The sequence below is a fragment of the Tropicimonas sp. IMCC34011 genome (assembly GCF_003390865.1).
Taxonomy (GTDB): Bacteria; Pseudomonadota; Alphaproteobacteria; order Rhodobacterales; family Rhodobacteraceae; genus Tropicimonas_B.
The window spans coordinates 268,537-285,626 of the sequence record NZ_QMEJ01000002.1; the positions used below are offsets into that span (position 1 = coordinate 268,537).

The window sequence follows — 17,090 nt, forward strand, 5'->3', positions numbered from 1 at the left end:
AGCCTGGCGCCTCACCGCGCCCGGTTCTTCAGCGCCTCCGCCCCGCCCAGGACCCAGGCCTCGAGGTTCGGCCCCACGATTTCGGCCGCCTGCTCGGCGTAGATATCGGACATGCCGCCGACATGCGGGGTCACGATCACGTTCTTCATCCCCCAGAGAGGCGATGCCTCGGGCAGCGGCTCCGTCTCGAATACGTCGAGCCCCGCCCCCGCGATCGTCCCGGCCCGCAGCGCCTCGATCAGGGCCGCCTCGTCGACCACCGGCCCTCGACCGAGATTGATGAGATAACCCTTCGAGCCCAGGGCAGTCAGAACGTCGGCATTCACGCTCCCCTTCGTCGCCTCCGTGAGCGGCGACAGCACGACGAGGAAATCCGCATCCGCCGCGGCCTCGGACAACCCGTCCCGCGTCCAGATCCGATCCACCCCCTCCATCTCGCTCCGTCCGTCCGAAATGCCGGTGATGCGCAGTCCGAACGGAGCGGCGCGCGCGATGAGCGCCTCCGCGATGCTGCCGAGCCCGTAGATGCACATCGTCCGGCCGACGAGCGGCGGCACCGGCCTCTGCTCCCATTTCCCTTCGGCCTGGTTGCGCGCGAAGGCCGGCATGTCCCGCAAGAGGCCGATCGCCATCCACAGGATCAGCTCCGACATCTGCGGACCATGGGCGCCCGAGAGTGTCGTGACCGGCAGATCCTCCGGCAGTGCCTCGATCCCGAGGATGCCTTCCACGCCCGCGGACAGGGACTGGATCCATTTCAACTTCGGCATCGCCTCGATCAGCCTGCCCGACACCTGGCCCGGCGGGGCGACCATGATCTCGGCCTCAGCCCCCTCCCGGATCGCGGTCTCCTCGTCTTCGGCCAGTCGCACGTCGAACCCGGCGAGAGACGCGCCGAGGGCATCGCGGAACCGCGCAGCAGATTTCGTGGCGATGAGAAGAACGGGATCGGACATGGGGAAGCGCTACCTGCGGCTGGGGAGGATCGGTGCCGGGACCCTAGCCCCGCCGCCGCCAGCTGCAAGTCGCACGTCGAAGCCTCAGCGGGTCAGCACCATCTGTCCGCCGCCGAATTCGACGCTGCCGAACGTGTTGAGGTAGCGCATTCCGAGGAGCGAGCCGGGCATCTCGCCATCGGTGACTACCGCCGGCACGTCCTCATCCATGAGCCCGCCGATGGAGAAACTGTCGAGCCACACCCGTGCGGTCCGCACCCGGCCATTCGCGGTCTGCGCCACCCCCGAGAAGCCGAGATCGTCGGTCTCGATGCCAGCGCGCGCGGCATCCTCGCCGCCGAGCACGATGTCGGATGCACCGGTATCGACGACGAAGCGGATCGGCTCGCCGTTCACCTCAGCCAGCAGATGGTAATGCCCGTCCGGCCCGAGCGGGATCTCGATCCGGCCATCCTCGGCCATGACAGCCTGCCGCGGCAGAACGGTGCCCTGTATGTCCCCCCAGAGGCCGTACCCCGCGATCACGCCGATGAAGATCAGCGCCCAGAGGCCCAGTTGCCGGAGGCCCTGCCCCATCCGTCCGCGATGGGAGAGGAAGAAATACCCGGCGATGACGGTGCCCAGCAGGCCGAGGTAGACGAAGGACGCGATCTGGTCGCCGCTCATGCGAGGCTCCGTGAGATGATGCTGCGGATATAGGGCGGGGCCGCGGCGGTTTCACGCGGGTCCCCGCCTTTCGGCCGATCACGCCCGCGTCAGCCGAAGACCCCGGCCCCCGCGAGACCGTCGAGGACGAACTGGACCGACAGCGCCGCAAGCAGCATTCCGAGGACCCGCGTGACCACCGAAACGCCGGTGACGCCGAGCCCCCGTTCGATGGCGCCCGAAATCAGGAACATGCCGAGCACGAGGCAGATCACGAGCGCCATGACGACGTGAATCCCGATCACGTCGATACTGCCCGGCGCCCGGCCCGTCAGGAGGATCATCGAGGCAATCGCCCCCGGCCCCGCGATCAGCGGCACCGCGAGCGGGAAGACCGAGGGGTCCGGCTCCTCCGCTTCGTCGAACGCCTCCTCCGTCGCTTCCTCGGCGCTCGACGCCCGGCGCTTCGTGCGCCGCTCGAACAGCATCTCGAGCGCGGTCAGGAAGAGGAGCAGGCCCCCGGCGATCCGGAAGGCCGGCATGGTGATGCCGACGAAGCCCAGCACCGCTTCCCCCGCCACGCCGAAGAGCGCGAGGATCAGAAAGGCAAGGACGCAGGCCCGAACCGCGATCGCCCGTCGCCGCGCCGCGCTCTGGCCCTGCGTCAGCGCCACAAAGACCGGCGCCATGCCGATCGGATCGATGACCACGAAGAGCGTGACGAAGGCGGAGATGAAGAAGGTCAGATCGGTCATGTCTGATGTAACCACCGATGATGCGACGCGGCGACCCCTTTCGGGCCCGTCCCCGGATCAGGCGCGCGCCGCGACCCGGGCCCCGGTTCGCTTCACGCCGCGCTTTCGGCCCGCTCCAGCTTTTCGGCGGCGGCGAGCCAGAGCGCTTCGGCCTTGTCGAGCGCGTCCATCACCTCGCCGTATTTCGCCTGCCAGACCTCGCGCTTCGACGCCATGTGATCCTCGTAGACCTCCGGCTTGCCGAGGCGGCGGGCGAGCTCGTCCCGCATCTCGGCGAGCTTCGCCATCCTCGCCTCGGATTTCTTCACGTCGGCCCTGAGGTCCTGAAGGGTGGCCTGACTCACGCGCTTCTTCGCGGGGGCGGGCTTGGCGGGCTTCTCCTCGGCCGACTTGCCCCCCTCGCCGAGCAGCATCTTGCGATAATCCTCGAGATCGCCGTCATACGGTTTCACCCGTCCGTCCGCGACGAGCCAGAGACGGTCCGCCACGAGGCTGAGAAGGTGCATGTCGTGGCTGACGAGGATCACGGCGCCCGAATATTCCGTGAGCGCCTCCACCAGCGCCTCGCGGCTTTCGATGTCGAGGTGGTTGGTCGGCTCGTCGAGGATCAGCATATGCGGCGCGTCGAGGGTCGCCAGAAGCAGCGACAGACGCGCCTTCTGCCCGCCCGACAGCCGTGCGACCTCCGTCTCCGCCTGATCGGCACCGAGCCCGAAGCCCGCGAGCCGGGCCCGGAGCTTCGGCTGCGCTTCCCCCGGCCGCTCGCGCAGAAGGTGTTGGAGCGGGGTCTCGTCTACCCGCAACTCCTCGACCTGGTGCTGCGCGAAGAAGCCGACGCGGAGCTTGGAGGCCGTAGTGATCCGCCCGCCCATCTTCTCCAGCCGCGCGGCAAGCAGTTTCGACAGGGTCGACTTGCCCTCGCCGTTGCGCCCCAGAAGGGCGATACGGTCGTCCTGATCGATCCGGAGATCCAGCTTCGAAAGCACCGCACGGTCGCCATAGCCGACGGAGGCGCTCTCGGTCGCGACGATCGGCGGAGACAGTTCCTCCGGGGCCGGGAAGGTGAACACGGTGCGCGCGGCATCTTCGGGCGCCGTGATCCGCTCCATCTTCTCCAGCATCTTCACGCGGCTCTGCGCCTGCCGCGCCTTGCTCGCCTTCGCGCGGAAGCGGTCGACGAAGCTTTGAAGGTGCGCCCGCTGAGCATCCTGCTTGCGGGCCATCGCCGCCTGCACCGCACGCCGCTCGGCCCGCTGCCGGGCGAACTGGTCATAACCGCCCTGCCAGAGCGTCAGCGTGCGATCCTCGAGGTGAAGGATCGCCCCAACCGCCCGGTTCAGAAGACCGCGATCGTGGCTGATGACGATGACGGTATGGGGATACTTCGCGAGATAGCTCTCGAGCCAGAGCGCGCCCTCGAGGTCGAGATAGTTCGTCGGCTCGTCGAGAAGCAGGATATCGGGCGCGGCGAAGAGGACGCCCGCCAGCGCCACCCGCATTCGCCAGCCCCCCGAGAAGGCCGAACAGGGCCGGTGCTGCTCCGCCTCGGTGAACCCGAGCCCCTTCAGGATCGCGCTCGCCCGCCCTTCGGCGGACCACGCATCGATATCGGCAAGCCGCGTGTGGACCTCGGCGATGCGCGAGGCGTCGGTCGCCGTTTCCGCCTCCGCCATGAGCGCGGCCCGCTCGGTGTCGGCGGACAGGACCGTGTCGAGCAGCGTTGTCTCGGAGGACGGCACCTCCTGCGCCACGCCGCCGATCTTCGCGCCGTCGGGCATTTCGACATGCCCCCCGTCGAGCGGAAGTTCCCCGCGGATCGCGCGGAACAGCGTCGTCTTGCCGGTGCCGTTGCGCCCGACGAGGCCGACCTTGTGGCCGGATGGAATGGTGACGCTGGCGCCCTCGAGAAGAGAGCGTCCGGCGACGGAGATGGCGAGATCGACGAGTTTCAGCATGGCATGCTGGTTGCCCGAATTGCCCACCGCCGTAAAGGGCGCCGGAGCGCGCGAGTGCTTCCCCCTCGCCCGGCCACATGATACGGCGCCGGCGCAAATCCCGACGGGAGCCGACAGACGGCCCCCCTGTCCCTCAACCGAAAGGCACGCCAATGGCCACCGAACGCACCCTGTCGATCATCAAGCCCGACGCCACCTCCCGGAACCTGACCGGCAAGATCAACGCCAAGTTCGAGGAGGCGGGCCTCCGCATCGTCGCCCAGAAGCGCATCCTGCTGACGAAGGCGCAGGCCGGCGAGTTCTACAAGGTCCATGCCGAGCGTCCGTTCTACGACGAGCTGTGCGAATTCATGGCCTCGGCGCCGGTCGTCGTGCAGGTTCTCGAGGGCGAGAACGCAATCGCCAAGAACCGTGAAGTCATGGGCGCGACGAACCCCGCCGATGCCGCCGAAGGCACGATCCGCGCCGAGTTCGCCCAGTCCGTCGGCGAAAACTCCGTGCACGGGTCCGACGCCCCGGAGACCGCGGCCGAAGAGATCGCCTACTACTTCTCCGGCCTCGAGCTGGTCGGCTGAACCGGCGACGGCTGATGGCCTGAATTCGGGGCGGTGCCTTTCGGGCGCCGCCCTTTTTCGTGTCGAGGGGTTGCGGCGCGTCTCGCTGACCGCCCTCCCGTCGCTAAGGCCTCTTTCGCGCCGCGTAGCATGTCCCGAGGATCGGCGCGCCGAACTCTCGCCGCAGGATCTCGGTGAACGTAACCTCCGGCGCCCCGAACCCGGCCTCGGACAGCGATGCCTCCACATAACCGCGCCCATGGCGGCAGCGCCCCGAGGAATACCGCTGCCACTCGAGGACCTCCGCGCCACCGTCCTCGACGGTGAAGACGAGCCATCCGCCAGGTACGAGATCGGCTGCGAGATTGCGAAGGACGCCCGGCAGCTCCCCGAAATACGTGAGCACGTCCGCCGCCACGACCACGTCCCAGGCGCCTTCGGGGTAGGAGGCGGGATCCGCGAGGTCGGTCCGCGTCAGCGCATCGAAGCCGCCGCGCGCGTCGGCCTTCGCCAGCATCCCCGGGGACAGGTCGCAGCCGTGAAGGAGGCGCGCCCGCGGCCGCAGGAAGGGCACGCAGAGCCCCGTCCCGCAGCCGGCATCGAGGATCGCAAGCGCCCCGTCCTGCGGCATGCCGATCTCCTCTAGCGCCCGCGCGACGAAGAGCGGACCGTTGTTTCCCAGCTCCTCGAGATTGCGGTCGTAGATCTCGGCGAACCGGTCGAACATCTCGGTCATCTGGTACGGGGACGCTTCCTCCGCGCCCGGATCCGCAAGGTAGCTCTCCAGCCCGACCGCCTGCCCCTCCGGCAGAAGGCGCCCCGCCTGCCGTACGGCCTCCGCGGCCTGCGCCTCGTATCCGAAATGGCAGAGCCCGGCGATCAGGTTGATCCAGAGGCTCCGCAGGTCCTCCGCAGACACGCCGCCATCCCGTCCCAGCTCGCTGAGATACGGAAGCCAGATCGCCATCGTCTCGTCATCCCGCCCGTCGAGCAGGAGGGCGCCGAGAAGCGTGCGGGCAGCATCGAAATTCTGCGGCGCGAGGGACATGGATCGCGTCAGCGCGGCGATCCCCCGCTCCTTCTCACGCAGGAGATAGAGCGTGTATCCGCAGACATGGCAGACGACGGGGTGGTCGAAATTCGCCTCGAGCGCGGTGTCCATCCCGGCGACGAGCGCTCGGCGGACCTCCTCGGCCCGCTCCGCATCGCCGAGCCGTACGGTCAACTCGTAGAGGCGCCCCGCCTCTTGTGCGGAGACGCGCCCCTCAGCGAGAATCCGTTCCGCAGCCGCCTTGGCCGCGCCGCGCCGCCCCATGACAAGGAGCCGCTCGGCATCGGCGATGCCAAGTTGCGGTTCGTCGGCCGCGGGATCGGCGCTGGCATCGGACATTGGGAGTTCCTGTCGTCACCACGGGACGACAGCAGCCTAACCGCAACCCACGGCGCCGATCCAGTGGCGCCGTTCGGGCGGCACCGTCAGATGCTGGCCCAGTCGGAGAAAACGGTCGCCTGCTCCACCGGGGGCGGATTGGTCAGGCGCGGTGCCTCTTGGACGCTGGCGCTCTGTATCTGCTGAATGTTCCGGGACGTACCGGAATGCGACTGGGGCTCACTTGCCCGCTGTTGATCTCTGGTTGCCATGATCTGCCTCGAAAGTATGCCGTCCGGTGTTGCCCGGGTTCGACGTGGGTGTCCTGCCATCAAGACGCTCGCTTCATGGCTTCGGCAAGTGGTCCGTGCGGCGGGGGCGCGCAGTGTTGCGACAATTCGACGCAATTTCTCGCGATGATCGGCGCGCGGGCGCTCATGACCGGAACTCATCGGCGCCGGAGCGTCGGTCCCGCCCCTTCCCCGCCCGAAGAGCCGGGCTCCCATCGCTCCCGAAAACAATCGGCCCGATCGGGACCATGAGGGCGATTCGTTCCGGCAGCGATCCCGATGCCTGAGCCGGCATCCGCCTGATGGGGTCGCACGGCCCGTTCGTGCGAGACGACAGGTCTGGTGAACATCAGCACGGGGGAACGCTCCTTCGGACTAGCTCGGGTCTCAAACCTGAATGACGCCAAGGTCTGAAGGATCGGTTGAGGTCACGGCTCCCTCCCGGCGCTGGACAGCACCGGCCGCCGCGCTTAGAGGAGATGCGTCTTCGCGGGGGGTGCGCATCGTCCCCCGGGCCCGGCGGACGTGGCGGAATTGGTAGACGCACCAGATTTAGGTTCTGGCGCCGCAAGGTGTGGGGGTTCGAGTCCCCCCGTCCGCACCAGCATGGCCTTGCGATAAAGGCGATCATCGACAAGCGGGCGGCCGGTTCCCGACCGGCCCTCGGGGGTCGTACCGCCGGGGACGGCCCACCCGCCCGGCACCCCATCCGACCCGGAGTGAACCCGGATCGGCCTCGCGGCTAGTTCACCGGCAGCGGCTGGGTCGCTGGATCCGCGTAGCCCGACCGCACCGCCTCCGCGATCTCGCCCAGGAGGGCCGGAAGGCGATCCGCGGGCTCGGGTCTGGCGAAGAGAAAACCCTGCAGCATGTCGCATCCGACGTCCTTCAGGGCATGGTATTGCTCTGGCGTCTCGACCCCTTCGGCCACGACGATCTTGCCGAGGTTGCGGCCAAGCCCGACGATCGCTTCGACGAGGACACGGCTCTTGATGTCGCTCATGTCCTTGATGAAGACGCGGTCGATCTTCAGTTTCTCGCACGGCAGGTCCTTCAGATAGGACAGCGCGCTGTATCCCGTTCCGAAATCGTCGATGGCGACGTGGACGCCGCGGGCACGCAGACCGTCGAACAGCGCCTTCGCAGCCCCGTCGCCGGGATCGAGAAGCAGCGTTTCGGTGATCTCCACCTCGAGATTCGAGCCGCTGATGCCGTGGCGCTCCATCGCGGCGTCGAGCGTGGTCAGAAGGTTGTCCCGCCGGGCGTCGATGGTGGAGAGATTGACGCCCACCCTCACATCCAGCCCGGCATCGCGCCAGATCCGTATCTGCCGGCAGGCCTCGGTGATGACCCAAGAGCTGAGCGCGTGAATGAGGCCGGTGGATTCGGCGATCGGGATGAATTCCTGTGGAGGAATGAGGCCGAGGCGCGGGTGCTTCCAGCGCACGAGCGCCTCCACCGTCGTGACACGTCCCTCGGCAAGGTCGAGCTGCGGCTGGTAGGCCAGCACCAGCTCCCCCCGATCGAGGGCGAGACGCAGATCGCTCTCGATCTCCCGGACGTTCCCGGTCTCCACCGTCATTGTCTCGTCGAACACCGCGCACGTCCCGCGGGCCGTGACCTTGGCCCGGCAAAGCGCGATATCCGCACGGTGCATCAGGGTCCGGTGGTCCTGTCCGTGGCGGGGAAAGATCGCCGCCCCCATGCTGACCGACGGCGTGACCTCGGTCCCGTCCAGCGCGAGCGGAAAGCAGGCCGCCTTCCGGATGCGGTCCGCCGCCGCCTCGACCCGGGCCACGGGACCGGTATGGCGAACGATGGCGGCGAACTCGTCCCCGCCGAGGCGGGCCAACGTCTCCTCCCCCTCAAGAGCGCCCTCGATCCGGTGGGCCAGAGCGTGCAGCAGCGCATCGCCCGCCTGTCGCCCGAGCGTGTCGTTGATACCCTTGAAGTGATCGACGTCGAGCCGCAGCAGGATCATCTCCTCGCCGGAGCGCCGGATCTGCGCGGCGACGGCGGCGAAGCGGTCCAGGAAAAGCGCGCGGTTGGGCAGCCCGGTCAGTGGATCGTAGAACGCCAGCTTTCGGAACTTCTCCTTGCTCCGGCAGAGGGCGGCCTCCGCCCTAACGCGTGCGAATTCGAGGAGCGCCACCCTCAGGACCTCGGCGGCCCGCAGATCACCGCCGGTCCAAGGGGCGCAGCGGCTGCCCGCGGCCTCGTCCCGGCGCTCCGAGCTGCGGGGGGAGCCGCCGCCCGTTTCGTCGCGGCCCTGCGCCTCGGGATCGTCCGTCCGGTTCCGCTGCGCCTGCATCCCGGAGCGGAAGAGCATGACATAGCCGCCTGCCCGCCCACGGATCGGCAGGGCGATGAGGCCGCCGATCCTCCGCTCTTCCGCCACAAGGCCGGGATGTGTCTCGGCGAGCGACGAGGTCGAGCTGATCCGCTCCCGGCCTTCCCGCGTCTCCAGATGGCGGGCCAGGGCCACGCATTCGGCCTCCGTCGGCGTGTGGCCGCAGGTTCGGTAGCGGCCGCCTTCGGACACCGCCAGGCCGTCGATCTCGATCGCTTCGCCGATGGTCCGTCGCAGCTCCCCGAGATCGCCGGGATTCTCCTCGTCCGCCTCGACGAGGGCGATCACCCGGTCGTACTGCTCCCGGGCACGGTCCGCCTGCGCTTTCTCGAGCAACTCTTCCCGACGGCTGATCTCGGCACTGGCGAAGCGCGTCAGCATGTCGGCCGCCAGGCGGATCCGGAAATCCGGCCGCAGCGGCCGCGGGTGGTGGCAGATCATCATGCCCCAGGGAGCCTCGTCCCTGAGGATCGAGACGGACATGCTTGCCGCGACGCCCATGTCGCGCAAGGGCCGAAGGTGCTCCGGGGGAACCGCCCGGTGAGCGGCCCGGGACAGATCGAGCGGGTCGGATCCGCTCGCTGCAATCGAGACGATGGGAACCGGCGGCGCCTCGACATCGTCAATCATGCTCGGAAGGTTGCGCGCGGTGAGCTCCCCCGCCTCCGGAAGGTTGTCTTCGGCGGGAAGGCGGCACCCGAGGACGCTCGGAAGGTCGCCGCCGAGGGATTCGCTAATGACCTCGCCGCCGCCGTCCCGGTCGAAGCGGTACACCATGACCCGGTCGAACCCCGTCAGCTCGCGCAGGAAATCCGCCGAGAGGGACCAGACCTGTTCGAGCGTCTCGCTGGACCTGATCCTGTCGAGAAGAGGCTGGATCACGTCGGCATCGTGGGTCGGACATTCGTCCGGCATGGGTTCGAACTCGATGATCGCCCGGGCCGCGTGGCGATGTATTGCGACGTCGAAGATGCGATTGTCCCCGAACAGATGGATGCCGAAGATGTTGGACCTGTAATACGGTGGCGGCAGGGCCTCGAAGCCCTGCTCCAGCCGCTCCACCGCTTCGGCGCTGAACCGCTCCGTCAGGGGTGTCCCCAAAAGGTCCCCGGCGTCGCTCCCAAGGACCGACGAGGTGTTGGCCGAGGCGCTGAGCACCCGTCCGTCGTCCCCGATCTCGACGAGGCAGCCGCCGGGCTGGATCGATGGCGTCTGCTCGCCATCCTTGCGCGCTCGATCGGCGAGGTCCGCCCCGGTCTCGTCTGCATCCTTCATCGCTCCACGTTGCCCTTCAGGTTCGGAAGCGGTCCCGGAGGTGGGTTCGCATTTTGCAACGTTGGATGCTCTTGGTTAAGAATGGATTAAGGACGGTGGGGAACCACCCGGCGGACCGCCCTGCCCCCGCCTTGCCCTTTCCCGGGATTCGCTCCATGCAGCCCCATCCGGGCAAGCCGGACCGCAGGACCACGGCTGCGGATGGACGCCCGGCGGGCGCGGCATCTGCTCGGCTCCGGTGGGGATCGGGGTCCGGCAGCCCGGGCCGGCCGGCCATTGTGCTTGCGCGGACACGGACGCGCCCCTAGAAGGGCGCCCAATTTCACGAACACGCGCCGCGCTCCGATTGCGCGGCCCCCGCAACGACAGCAAACGAAGGACGCTCCCCCATGCAGGTCACCGAGACCACAAACGAGGGCCTGAAGCGCGGCTACAAGATCACCATCCCGGCTTCCGAGCTGAACGAGAAGGTGGACGAGAAGCTGGTCGAGGCGCAGCCCCAGATCGAGATGAAGGGCTTCCGCAAGGGCAAGGTGCCGCTCGCGCTTCTCAAGAAACAGTACGGCGACCGTCTGCTCGGCGAAGCGATGCAGGAAACCGTCGACGGCGCGATGTCGAAGCATTTCGAGGAAAGCGGCGACCGCCCGGCCATGCAGCCCGAGGTCAAGATGACCACCGGCGAGCAGTGGAAGCCCGGCGACGACGTCGAGGTCGAAATGCAGTACGAGGCCCTGCCGGAGATCCCCGAGCCGGACCTGTCCTCCATCTCGCTCGATAAGCTGGTCGTGAAGGCCGATGACGAGGCCATCGACGAAGCGCTCCAGGGTCTTGCCGCGCAAGCCAAGAGCTTCGACGACAAGGACGGCGCAGCCGAGGACGGCGACCAGGTGGTCATCGACTTCATCGGCCGCGTCGACGGCGAAGCCTTCGAGGGCGGCACCGCGGACGACTTCCCGCTGACGCTGGGCTCCGGCCAGTTCATCCCCGGCTTCGAAGAGAAGCTCGTGGGCGTGAAGGCCGGCGACAAGCGCGATGTCGAGGTGACCTTCCCCGCCGAGTACGGCGCAGAGCACCTCGCCGGCAAGGACGCGGTCTTCGAGACCACGGTCAAGGCCGTGAAGGCGCCCTCCGACGCCAAGATCGACGACGAGCTGGCCACCAAGTTCGGCGCCGAGGACCTCGAGGCCCTGAAGGGTCAGGTCCGCGAGAAGCTGGAAGCCGAGTATGCCTCCGCCGCCCGCGCCGTCATGAAGCGCCGTCTTCTCGACGCGCTCGACGAGAAGGTGTCCTTCGACCTGCCGCCGTCGCTGGTGCAGGCCGAGGCCGACCAGATCGCCCACCAGCTCCACCACGAGGAGCACCCCGAAGAGCATGGCCACGATCACGGCAAGATCGAGCCCACCGACGAGCACAAGACGCTCGCCGAGCGCCGCGTCCGTCTGGGCCTCCTCCTCGCCGAACTCGGCCGCAAGCAGGAGATCGAGGTCTCCGACGCCGAGATGACGCAGGCCGTCATGACTCAGGCCCGCCAGTATCCGGGTCAGGAACGTCAGTTCTTCGAGTTCATCCAGCAGAACCAGCAGGCCCAGCAGCAGCTCCGCGCGCCGATCTTCGAGGACAAGGTCGTCGACTACATCTTCGAGCAGGCGACGGTCGAGGAAAAGACGTCCGACAAGGACGAGCTGAAAGCCGCGGTGGACGCCCTCGACGACGAGGAGTGATCCCCACGGGCTCCGCCCCGGTGTGAATTTCGGAAAGGGCCGTCCCGGAAGGGGCGGCCCTTTTCGCGGGTAGAGGGCACCGTCCCCCGCCTTCCCCCTCACCGCCCTATCCTGTAGTCCCTCGGCCTCACGGGTGGACGAGCCGGGCGGGAGACCGATGGCGGGCAGCATCTTTCAGAGGATCGGGGCAAGCGGCCTGCGGCTGACCGGTCCGCGTCGCGTGATCGCCGAGGTCCTGAGCACGGCCTCGGACCATCCCGACGTGGAGGAGCTGCATGCCCGGGCCACGCGGCGCGACCCGAGGATTTCGCTCGCCACAGTCTATCGTACCGTGAAGCTCTTCGAGGAGGTCGGCATCCTGGAGCGCGTCGAGCTCGGCGACGGACGCGCGCGCTACGAGGATGCCGAGCGGGACCACCACGACCACCTCATCGACCTCGCCACGGGCGAGGTGATCGAATTCGTCGATCCCGAAATCGAAGCCCTTCAGGAAAAGATCGCGAAGCGCCTCGGTTATCGGCTCGAGGGGCACCGTCTCAAGCTTTACGGCACGCGAATCGACAAGAGCTAGCTCCTCGCTCCGCCCGCTGCCCCTTGCGCCTCCGGTCCGGACCCGCCACGGGGGGACCGCAAGAAGGAGCCGGATCGATGGATAATATCAGGGGAATGCTGCTGATGATCGCCGCCATGGCGGGCTTCGCCATGGAGGACATGTTCATCAAGGCCGCATCGGCCTACCTGCCGACGGGACAGATCCTCGTCATCCTCGGCTTCTGCGGCATGTGCGTCTTCGGGGCGGCGGCAAAGGCCTCGGGCGCCTCCGTCCTCTCGCGCCACTTCCTGCATCCCGCGGTCATCGTCCGGAATGTCGCCGAGGCGGTGGCGGCGCTGTCGTTCATCTCCGCCATCACCCTGTCGGACCTCTCCGTCGCCTCGGCGATCCTTCAGGCGGTGCCTCTCGTCGTGACGCTCGGGGCGGCTCTCCTCCTCGGAGCGGATGTCGGCTGGCGGCGGTGGACGGCGATCACGGTCGGCCTTGCGGGCGTTCTGATGATCGTACGCCCCGGCGCGGCCGGGTTCGAGCCTGTCTCGCTGCTCGCCGTCGTGGCGGTGTTCGCCCTCGCCGCGCGGGACATCGCCACGCGCCGCGTACCGCCGGGGGTGCCGTCCCTCGTCCTGTCGAGCTACGGCTTCGGCGCCGCGATGCCGGCGGGGCTCTTCCTCATTGCGCTGTCCGGCGGGGTCTGGGAGCCGATGGACGGCGGCGATGCGCTGCGGCTCGCGGCCGCGCTTCTCTTCGGCACGAGCGGCTACTACGCCCTCGTCGGAGCGTCCCGCATCGGGGACATCGCCTTCATCGCGCCGTTCCGCTACGCGCGTCTGCTCTTCGCGCTCATCGTCGGCGCGGTGGTCTTCGGTGAGCGGCCGGATGCCTGGACGCTTCTCGGCGCCGCGATCATCATCGCCTCCGGCCTCTACACCCTGGCGCGGGAGCGGCTGAAAGCGGTGCGCCCGCCCGGTGGAGAAAGCCCCCTTTCGCCGCCCCGCCGCCGCCGCTAAGCATCAAGTAACGAAAAGTTGCCACGGGGAGCCGACACCATGAGCACCATCATCGACATCCACGCCCGCGAGATTCTCGACAGCCGGGGGAACCCCACGGTCGAGGTCGACGTGACGCTGGAGGACGGAACGCTGGGCCGGGCCGCCGTGCCGTCCGGCGCATCCACCGGTGCCTACGAAGCCGTCGAGCGACGGGATGGCGATGCCGCCCGCTACAAGGGCAAGGGCGTCCTCGATGCGGTGGCGTCGGTGAACGGCGAGATCGCGGAAGCCCTCGTCGGCTTCGAGGCGATCGAGCAGGTCGCGATCGACACCGCGATGATCGAGATGGACGGGACGGACAACAAGGGCCGTCTCGGCGCCAACGCGATCCTCGGCGTCTCCCTCGCCGTGGCGCGGGCGGCGGCAGATTATACCGGGCAGCCGCTCTTCCGCTATGTCGGCGGCACCTCGGCGCGCACCCTGCCCGTTCCGATGATGAACATCATCAACGGCGGCGAACACGCGGACAACCCGATCGACATCCAGGAATTCATGATCATGCCGGTCTCGGCCACCTCCATCGCCGAGGCGGTCCGCATGGGGTCGGAGGTGTTCCACACTTTGAAGAAGGAACTCGGCGCACAGGGCCTGTCCACCGGCATCGGCGACGAGGGCGGCTTCGCGCCGGACCTGTCCTCCACCCGCGAGGCCCTGGACGTGATCCTGCGCTCCATCGAGAAGGCCGGCTACACCCCCGGAGAAGACATCTATCTCGCCCTCGATTGCGCCGCGACGGAGTATTTCAAGGACGGTCGCTATGCCTTCTCGGGCGAGGACAAGGTTCTCTCCGCGGACGAGAACGTCGCGTATCTCGAGGCACTGGTGCGCGATTACCCGATCATCTCCATCGAGGACGGCTGCTCCGAGGATGACTGGGATGGCTGGAAGGCGCTGACCCAGGCGCTCGGCGACAAGGTGCAGCTCGTCGGCGACGATCTCTTCGTCACCAATCCAGAGCGCTTGGCCGAAGGCATCGCCCGCGGTGCCGCCAACTCGCTTCTGGTCAAGGTCAACCAGATCGGCACGCTGACGGAGACGCTCGCCGCCGTGGACATGGCCCACCGTGCGAGAATGACCTGCGTGATGTCCCACCGCTCCGGCGAAACCGAGGACACGACCATCGCCGATCTCGCCGTCGCGACCAATTGCGGGCAGATCAAGACCGGGTCCCTGTCGCGCTCCGACCGGCTGGCGAAGTACAACCAGCTGATCCGGATCGAGGAGATGCTGGGCGAAAGCGCCGTCTACGCCGGCCGCTCGATCCTTCGCGACTGAAGACGGCAGGCCGGGCGGAGCGATTACGTCTCCGCTCCAGCCAGCCGCGCCGAGGCTCGCATCGCGCACGAAAAAAGGGCCCGCCGGATCGGCGGGCCCTTCTTCATCTGTCAGGCATCAGGCCTCGGAGGTATCAAACCTCGGGCGTGATTAGTCCCACCAGCCTTCGTCGACGCCTTCGAGCTCTTCGAGCTGCTCTTCGGAGTACTGCGTCACGTAGGCGTATTCGGCATCATCGACGGGAACGAGGCGCACGTTGTCGACCGGGATGAAGACGTGCTTGTCGCCGATGTCGAGGAAGCCGCCGACCTCGGCCACGATGCCGACCATCTGGCCGCTCGTGTCGAGCACGACGTCTTCGATCTCGCCGATGTCGTTCCAGTTGTCGCCGACGCCGTCATACATCGTGTCGGACGTCCACTCTTCGTCGCCCATGCCGTCGTTCAGCGAATAGATGTCGCCGCCGGTGATGTCCCGGGTACGGATCAGGTTCGCGTAGTCCATGTCGCCGGCGGTGGCGGCGGTCGTCTCGGCCGCCATGTTCTCGTCGGTCACCGGCTCGGCGGCGTCCTGGGCAAAGGCTGCCGGGGCTGCCACGGTCAGGGCGAGGGCAGATGCGATCATCAGTTTCATTGGGATGCTCCCTTTGTTCGTTCAATTGCGATACCAACAGACCCGGAGGAGCGAAGGTTCCAACTACGCCACGGAAATCAAACGGAAACGAGAGTGAGCGATGCAGACAGCCGAGGAGATCATCGCGGGCCTGTCCCTCGAGCCGCATCCCGAGGGCGGCCATTACCGGCAGAGCTGGGTGTCGTGGGGCGCCGCGGGAGAACGGCCGTCCGGTACGGCGATCTACTACCTTCTCGCCGCGGGAGAGGTGAGCCGGTGGCACCGAGTCGATGCCGACGAGGTCTGGCATTTCTACGCGGGCGATCCGCTCGTCCTGGCGCTGTCGCGGACCGATGAGGGGCCGGCGACGCCCATGACGCTGGGCTCTGATTTTGCCGCCGGACAGCGCCCGCAGATCATCGTGCCGAATGGCTGGTGGCAGGCCGCCCGAAGCTCGGGCGCATGGACGCTGGTCGGCTGTACCGTCTCGCCGGGCTTCCGCTTCGAGGGGTTCGAGATGGCCCCCGAGGGCTTCGACATTCCGCTCGGCTGACGGCGGCGGCCGGGCTCACGCCGCCGGCCGTGCCACCTGCCCCCCGCCTACCGCGGCCCGCACGCCGGTGGTTCCGGGGAAACTCGTCGGCAGACCGCGCAGGACACGGACGGCGAGATGGCCGAACGCCTGCGCTTCTAGCATGTCCCCGTCCAGCCCGGCCGCCTCGACCGCTTCGACCCGCACGTTTTCGAGACCGCCGGCGATCATTTCCATCAGGGCGGGGTTGAGCCGCCCCCCGCCTGTAACGAGAAGGCGCGTGACGGGAGCCGGAAAATGCTCCGCCCCGCGCAGGACCGCCAGCGCGGCCGCGGCGGTGAGGGTGGCGGCGGCATCGGCGTCCGAAAGCCTCTCCACCGCACGGACGAGGCCGGGGAAATCGTTCCGGTCGAGCGATTTGGGCGGCATCCGGAAGAAATATGGATGGCTGAGGAAGTCAGACAGGATCGCCTCGTCGGGCTCACCGCTGATGGCGAGCGCGCCCCCCTCGTCGAACGGTCTGCCGAGACGCTGGCGCATCAGATCGTCCACCGGCGCGTTGGCGGGCCCGGTGTCGAAGGCGAGGACGGCGCCCGGCTCCTCGACCGCGCCGATGCGGGGATCGACCCAGGTCAGGTTTCCGACGCCGCCGAGATTGAGGAACGCGAGCGGCTCCTCCGCGCCGACATGGACCGCGAGCGCGTGGTGAAAGGCGGGGGCGAGCGGCGCGCCCTGCCCGCCCAGCTGTACGTCGTTGCTGCGGAAATCCCAGACCACCGGGACGCGCTGCGGCAGGACCTCGGCGAGGACATTGCCGTCCCCGGCCTGATGCGTCCCCCGTCCGCCCGGATCGTGCGCCAGGGTCTGGCCGTGGAAGCCGACCGCGTCGAACGGTCCGAGGCCGGAGAGCACTTCTGCATGGGCGGTCTCGACGATCTCGGCCGCTGCCTCCACGCCCTCCTCGCCGGGCCAGCGGCCGAGCGCGGCGCGGAGCGTGTCCCGCTCATCCTGCGAATAAGGCCTGTAGGCGCTTGGGCCAAAGCCCGTGATCGACAGACCGTCGGTCTCGACGATGGCGGCGTCGACCCCATCGAGCGAAGTCCCGGACATGGTTCCGGCCACACGCATGGCCCCGTGCCTCGACATCGGCTTTCCCTCTCCGCTGGCCCCCGGTAAGGAGGCGCGGACACGACAATGGA

General features: G+C 68.1%; 14 protein-coding genes and 1 tRNA gene. 7 read left to right on the top strand and 8 right to left on the bottom strand.

Going from position 1 to position 17,090, the window contains the following annotated elements:
• Positions 1-11: 11 nt before the first annotated feature.
• The 4 genes from DQG15_RS07650 to DQG15_RS07665 all read right to left on the bottom strand — a co-directional run bounded on the left by DQG15_RS07650 (position 12) and on the right by DQG15_RS07665 (position 4,311).
• Entirely contained in the window at positions 12-956 is a 945-nt protein-coding gene (locus DQG15_RS07650; protein ID WP_116084155.1) for a D-2-hydroxyacid dehydrogenase, read from the bottom strand.
• An 84-nt stretch (positions 957-1,040) separates the two neighbouring features.
• Entirely contained in the window at positions 1,041-1,622 is a 582-nt protein-coding gene (locus DQG15_RS07655; protein ID WP_116084157.1) for a TIGR02281 family clan AA aspartic protease, read from the bottom strand.
• A gap of 89 nt (positions 1,623-1,711) precedes the next feature.
• On the bottom strand, positions 1,712-2,356 hold the full coding sequence (locus DQG15_RS07660) for a MarC family protein (RefSeq protein ID WP_116084159.1): 645 nt from the start codon (positions 2,354-2,356) through the stop codon (positions 1,712-1,714).
• A 92-nt stretch (positions 2,357-2,448) separates the two neighbouring features.
• A complete protein-coding gene (locus DQG15_RS07665) occupies positions 2,449-4,311 on the bottom strand; it encodes an ABC-F family ATP-binding cassette domain-containing protein (protein WP_116084708.1) in 1,863 nt (620 codons plus the stop codon).
• A 152-nt stretch (positions 4,312-4,463) separates the two neighbouring features.
• Between DQG15_RS07665 and ndk the strand changes: the two genes are divergently transcribed.
• On the top strand, positions 4,464-4,886 hold the full coding sequence (gene ndk, locus DQG15_RS07670) for a nucleoside-diphosphate kinase (protein ID WP_116084160.1): 423 nt from the start codon (positions 4,464-4,466) through the stop codon (positions 4,884-4,886).
• A gap of 103 nt (positions 4,887-4,989) precedes the next feature.
• Here the strand turns inward: ndk and DQG15_RS07675 are convergent, their stop codons facing one another.
• Positions 4,990-6,255 (bottom strand): methyltransferase, encoded by a 1,266-nt coding sequence (locus DQG15_RS07675; RefSeq protein WP_116084162.1) that lies wholly within the window; start codon positions 6,253-6,255, stop codon positions 4,990-4,992.
• Between the two features lie 788 nt (positions 6,256-7,043).
• Between DQG15_RS07675 and DQG15_RS07680 the strand changes: the two genes are divergently transcribed.
• A tRNA-Leu gene (locus DQG15_RS07680) sits at positions 7,044-7,128 on the top strand.
• 138 nt (positions 7,129-7,266) lie between these two features.
• Here DQG15_RS07680 and DQG15_RS07685 read toward each other — a convergent pair.
• The gene (locus DQG15_RS07685; protein ID WP_116084163.1) at positions 7,267-10,149 is read right to left on the bottom strand and encodes an EAL domain-containing protein; all 2,883 of its coding nucleotides are present in this window, start codon (positions 10,147-10,149) and stop codon (positions 7,267-7,269) included.
• Between the two features lie 389 nt (positions 10,150-10,538).
• Between DQG15_RS07685 and tig the strand changes: the two genes are divergently transcribed.
• The 4 genes from tig to eno all read left to right on the top strand — a co-directional run bounded on the left by tig (position 10,539) and on the right by eno (position 14,747).
• The gene (tig, locus tag DQG15_RS07690) at positions 10,539-11,870 is read left to right on the top strand and encodes a trigger factor (protein WP_116084165.1); all 1,332 of its coding nucleotides are present in this window, start codon (positions 10,539-10,541) and stop codon (positions 11,868-11,870) included.
• Between the two features lie 157 nt (positions 11,871-12,027).
• Positions 12,028-12,441 carry a Fur family transcriptional regulator gene (locus tag DQG15_RS07695; protein ID WP_116084166.1) on the top strand — a complete coding sequence of 138 codons (414 nt, stop codon included), beginning with the start codon at positions 12,028-12,030 and terminating at the stop codon, positions 12,439-12,441.
• A gap of 77 nt (positions 12,442-12,518) precedes the next feature.
• A complete protein-coding gene (locus DQG15_RS07700; RefSeq protein WP_116084168.1) occupies positions 12,519-13,430 on the top strand; it encodes a DMT family transporter in 912 nt (303 codons plus the stop codon).
• Positions 13,431-13,469: 39 nt separating this feature from the next.
• The gene (gene eno / locus DQG15_RS07705; protein ID WP_116084169.1) at positions 13,470-14,747 is read left to right on the top strand and encodes a phosphopyruvate hydratase; all 1,278 of its coding nucleotides are present in this window, start codon (positions 13,470-13,472) and stop codon (positions 14,745-14,747) included.
• 150 nt (positions 14,748-14,897) lie between these two features.
• Here the strand turns inward: eno and DQG15_RS07710 are convergent, their stop codons facing one another.
• On the bottom strand, positions 14,898-15,380 hold the full coding sequence (locus DQG15_RS07710) for a PRC-barrel domain-containing protein (protein ID WP_116084171.1): 483 nt from the start codon (positions 15,378-15,380) through the stop codon (positions 14,898-14,900).
• A gap of 100 nt (positions 15,381-15,480) precedes the next feature.
• Between DQG15_RS07710 and DQG15_RS07715 the strand changes: the two genes are divergently transcribed.
• Positions 15,481-15,912: a cupin domain-containing protein gene (locus DQG15_RS07715; RefSeq protein WP_116084173.1), complete on the top strand. Its 432-nt coding sequence runs from the start codon at positions 15,481-15,483 to the stop codon at positions 15,910-15,912.
• Between the two features lie 15 nt (positions 15,913-15,927).
• On the opposite strand, the gene DQG15_RS07720 is transcribed toward DQG15_RS07715, so the two are convergent.
• Positions 15,928-17,037, bottom strand: coding sequence for an anhydro-N-acetylmuramic acid kinase (locus DQG15_RS07720; RefSeq protein ID WP_116084175.1), 1,110 nt, complete (start codon positions 17,035-17,037; stop codon positions 15,928-15,930).
• Positions 17,038-17,090: the final 53 nt, after the last annotated feature.

Coding starts and splice junctions, on each gene's coding strand:
- ndk (WP_116084160.1), top strand. CDS start 4,464: ATGGCCACCGAACGCACCCTGTCGATCATCAAGCCCGACGCCACCTCC.
- DQG15_RS07685 (WP_116084163.1), bottom strand. CDS start 10,149: ATGAAGGATGCAGACGAGACCGGGGCGGACCTCGCCGATCGAGCGCGC.
- DQG15_RS07650 (WP_116084155.1), bottom strand. CDS start 956: ATGTCCGATCCCGTTCTTCTCATCGCCACGAAATCTGCTGCGCGGTTC.
- DQG15_RS07675 (WP_116084162.1), bottom strand. CDS start 6,255: ATGTCCGATGCCAGCGCCGATCCCGCGGCCGACGAACCGCAACTTGGC.
- eno (WP_116084169.1), top strand. CDS start 13,470: ATGAGCACCATCATCGACATCCACGCCCGCGAGATTCTCGACAGCCGG.
- DQG15_RS07655 (WP_116084157.1), bottom strand. CDS start 1,622: ATGAGCGGCGACCAGATCGCGTCCTTCGTCTACCTCGGCCTGCTGGGC.
- tig (WP_116084165.1), top strand. CDS start 10,539: ATGCAGGTCACCGAGACCACAAACGAGGGCCTGAAGCGCGGCTACAAG.
- DQG15_RS07695 (WP_116084166.1), top strand. CDS start 12,028: ATGGCGGGCAGCATCTTTCAGAGGATCGGGGCAAGCGGCCTGCGGCTG.
- DQG15_RS07720 (WP_116084175.1), bottom strand. CDS start 17,037: ATGTCGAGGCACGGGGCCATGCGTGTGGCCGGAACCATGTCCGGGACT.
- DQG15_RS07665 (WP_116084708.1), bottom strand. CDS start 4,311: ATGCTGAAACTCGTCGATCTCGCCATCTCCGTCGCCGGACGCTCTCTT.
- DQG15_RS07660 (WP_116084159.1), bottom strand. CDS start 2,356: ATGACCGATCTGACCTTCTTCATCTCCGCCTTCGTCACGCTCTTCGTG.
- DQG15_RS07715 (WP_116084173.1), top strand. CDS start 15,481: ATGCAGACAGCCGAGGAGATCATCGCGGGCCTGTCCCTCGAGCCGCAT.
- DQG15_RS07700 (WP_116084168.1), top strand. CDS start 12,519: ATGGATAATATCAGGGGAATGCTGCTGATGATCGCCGCCATGGCGGGC.
- DQG15_RS07710 (WP_116084171.1), bottom strand. CDS start 15,380: ATGAAACTGATGATCGCATCTGCCCTCGCCCTGACCGTGGCAGCCCCG.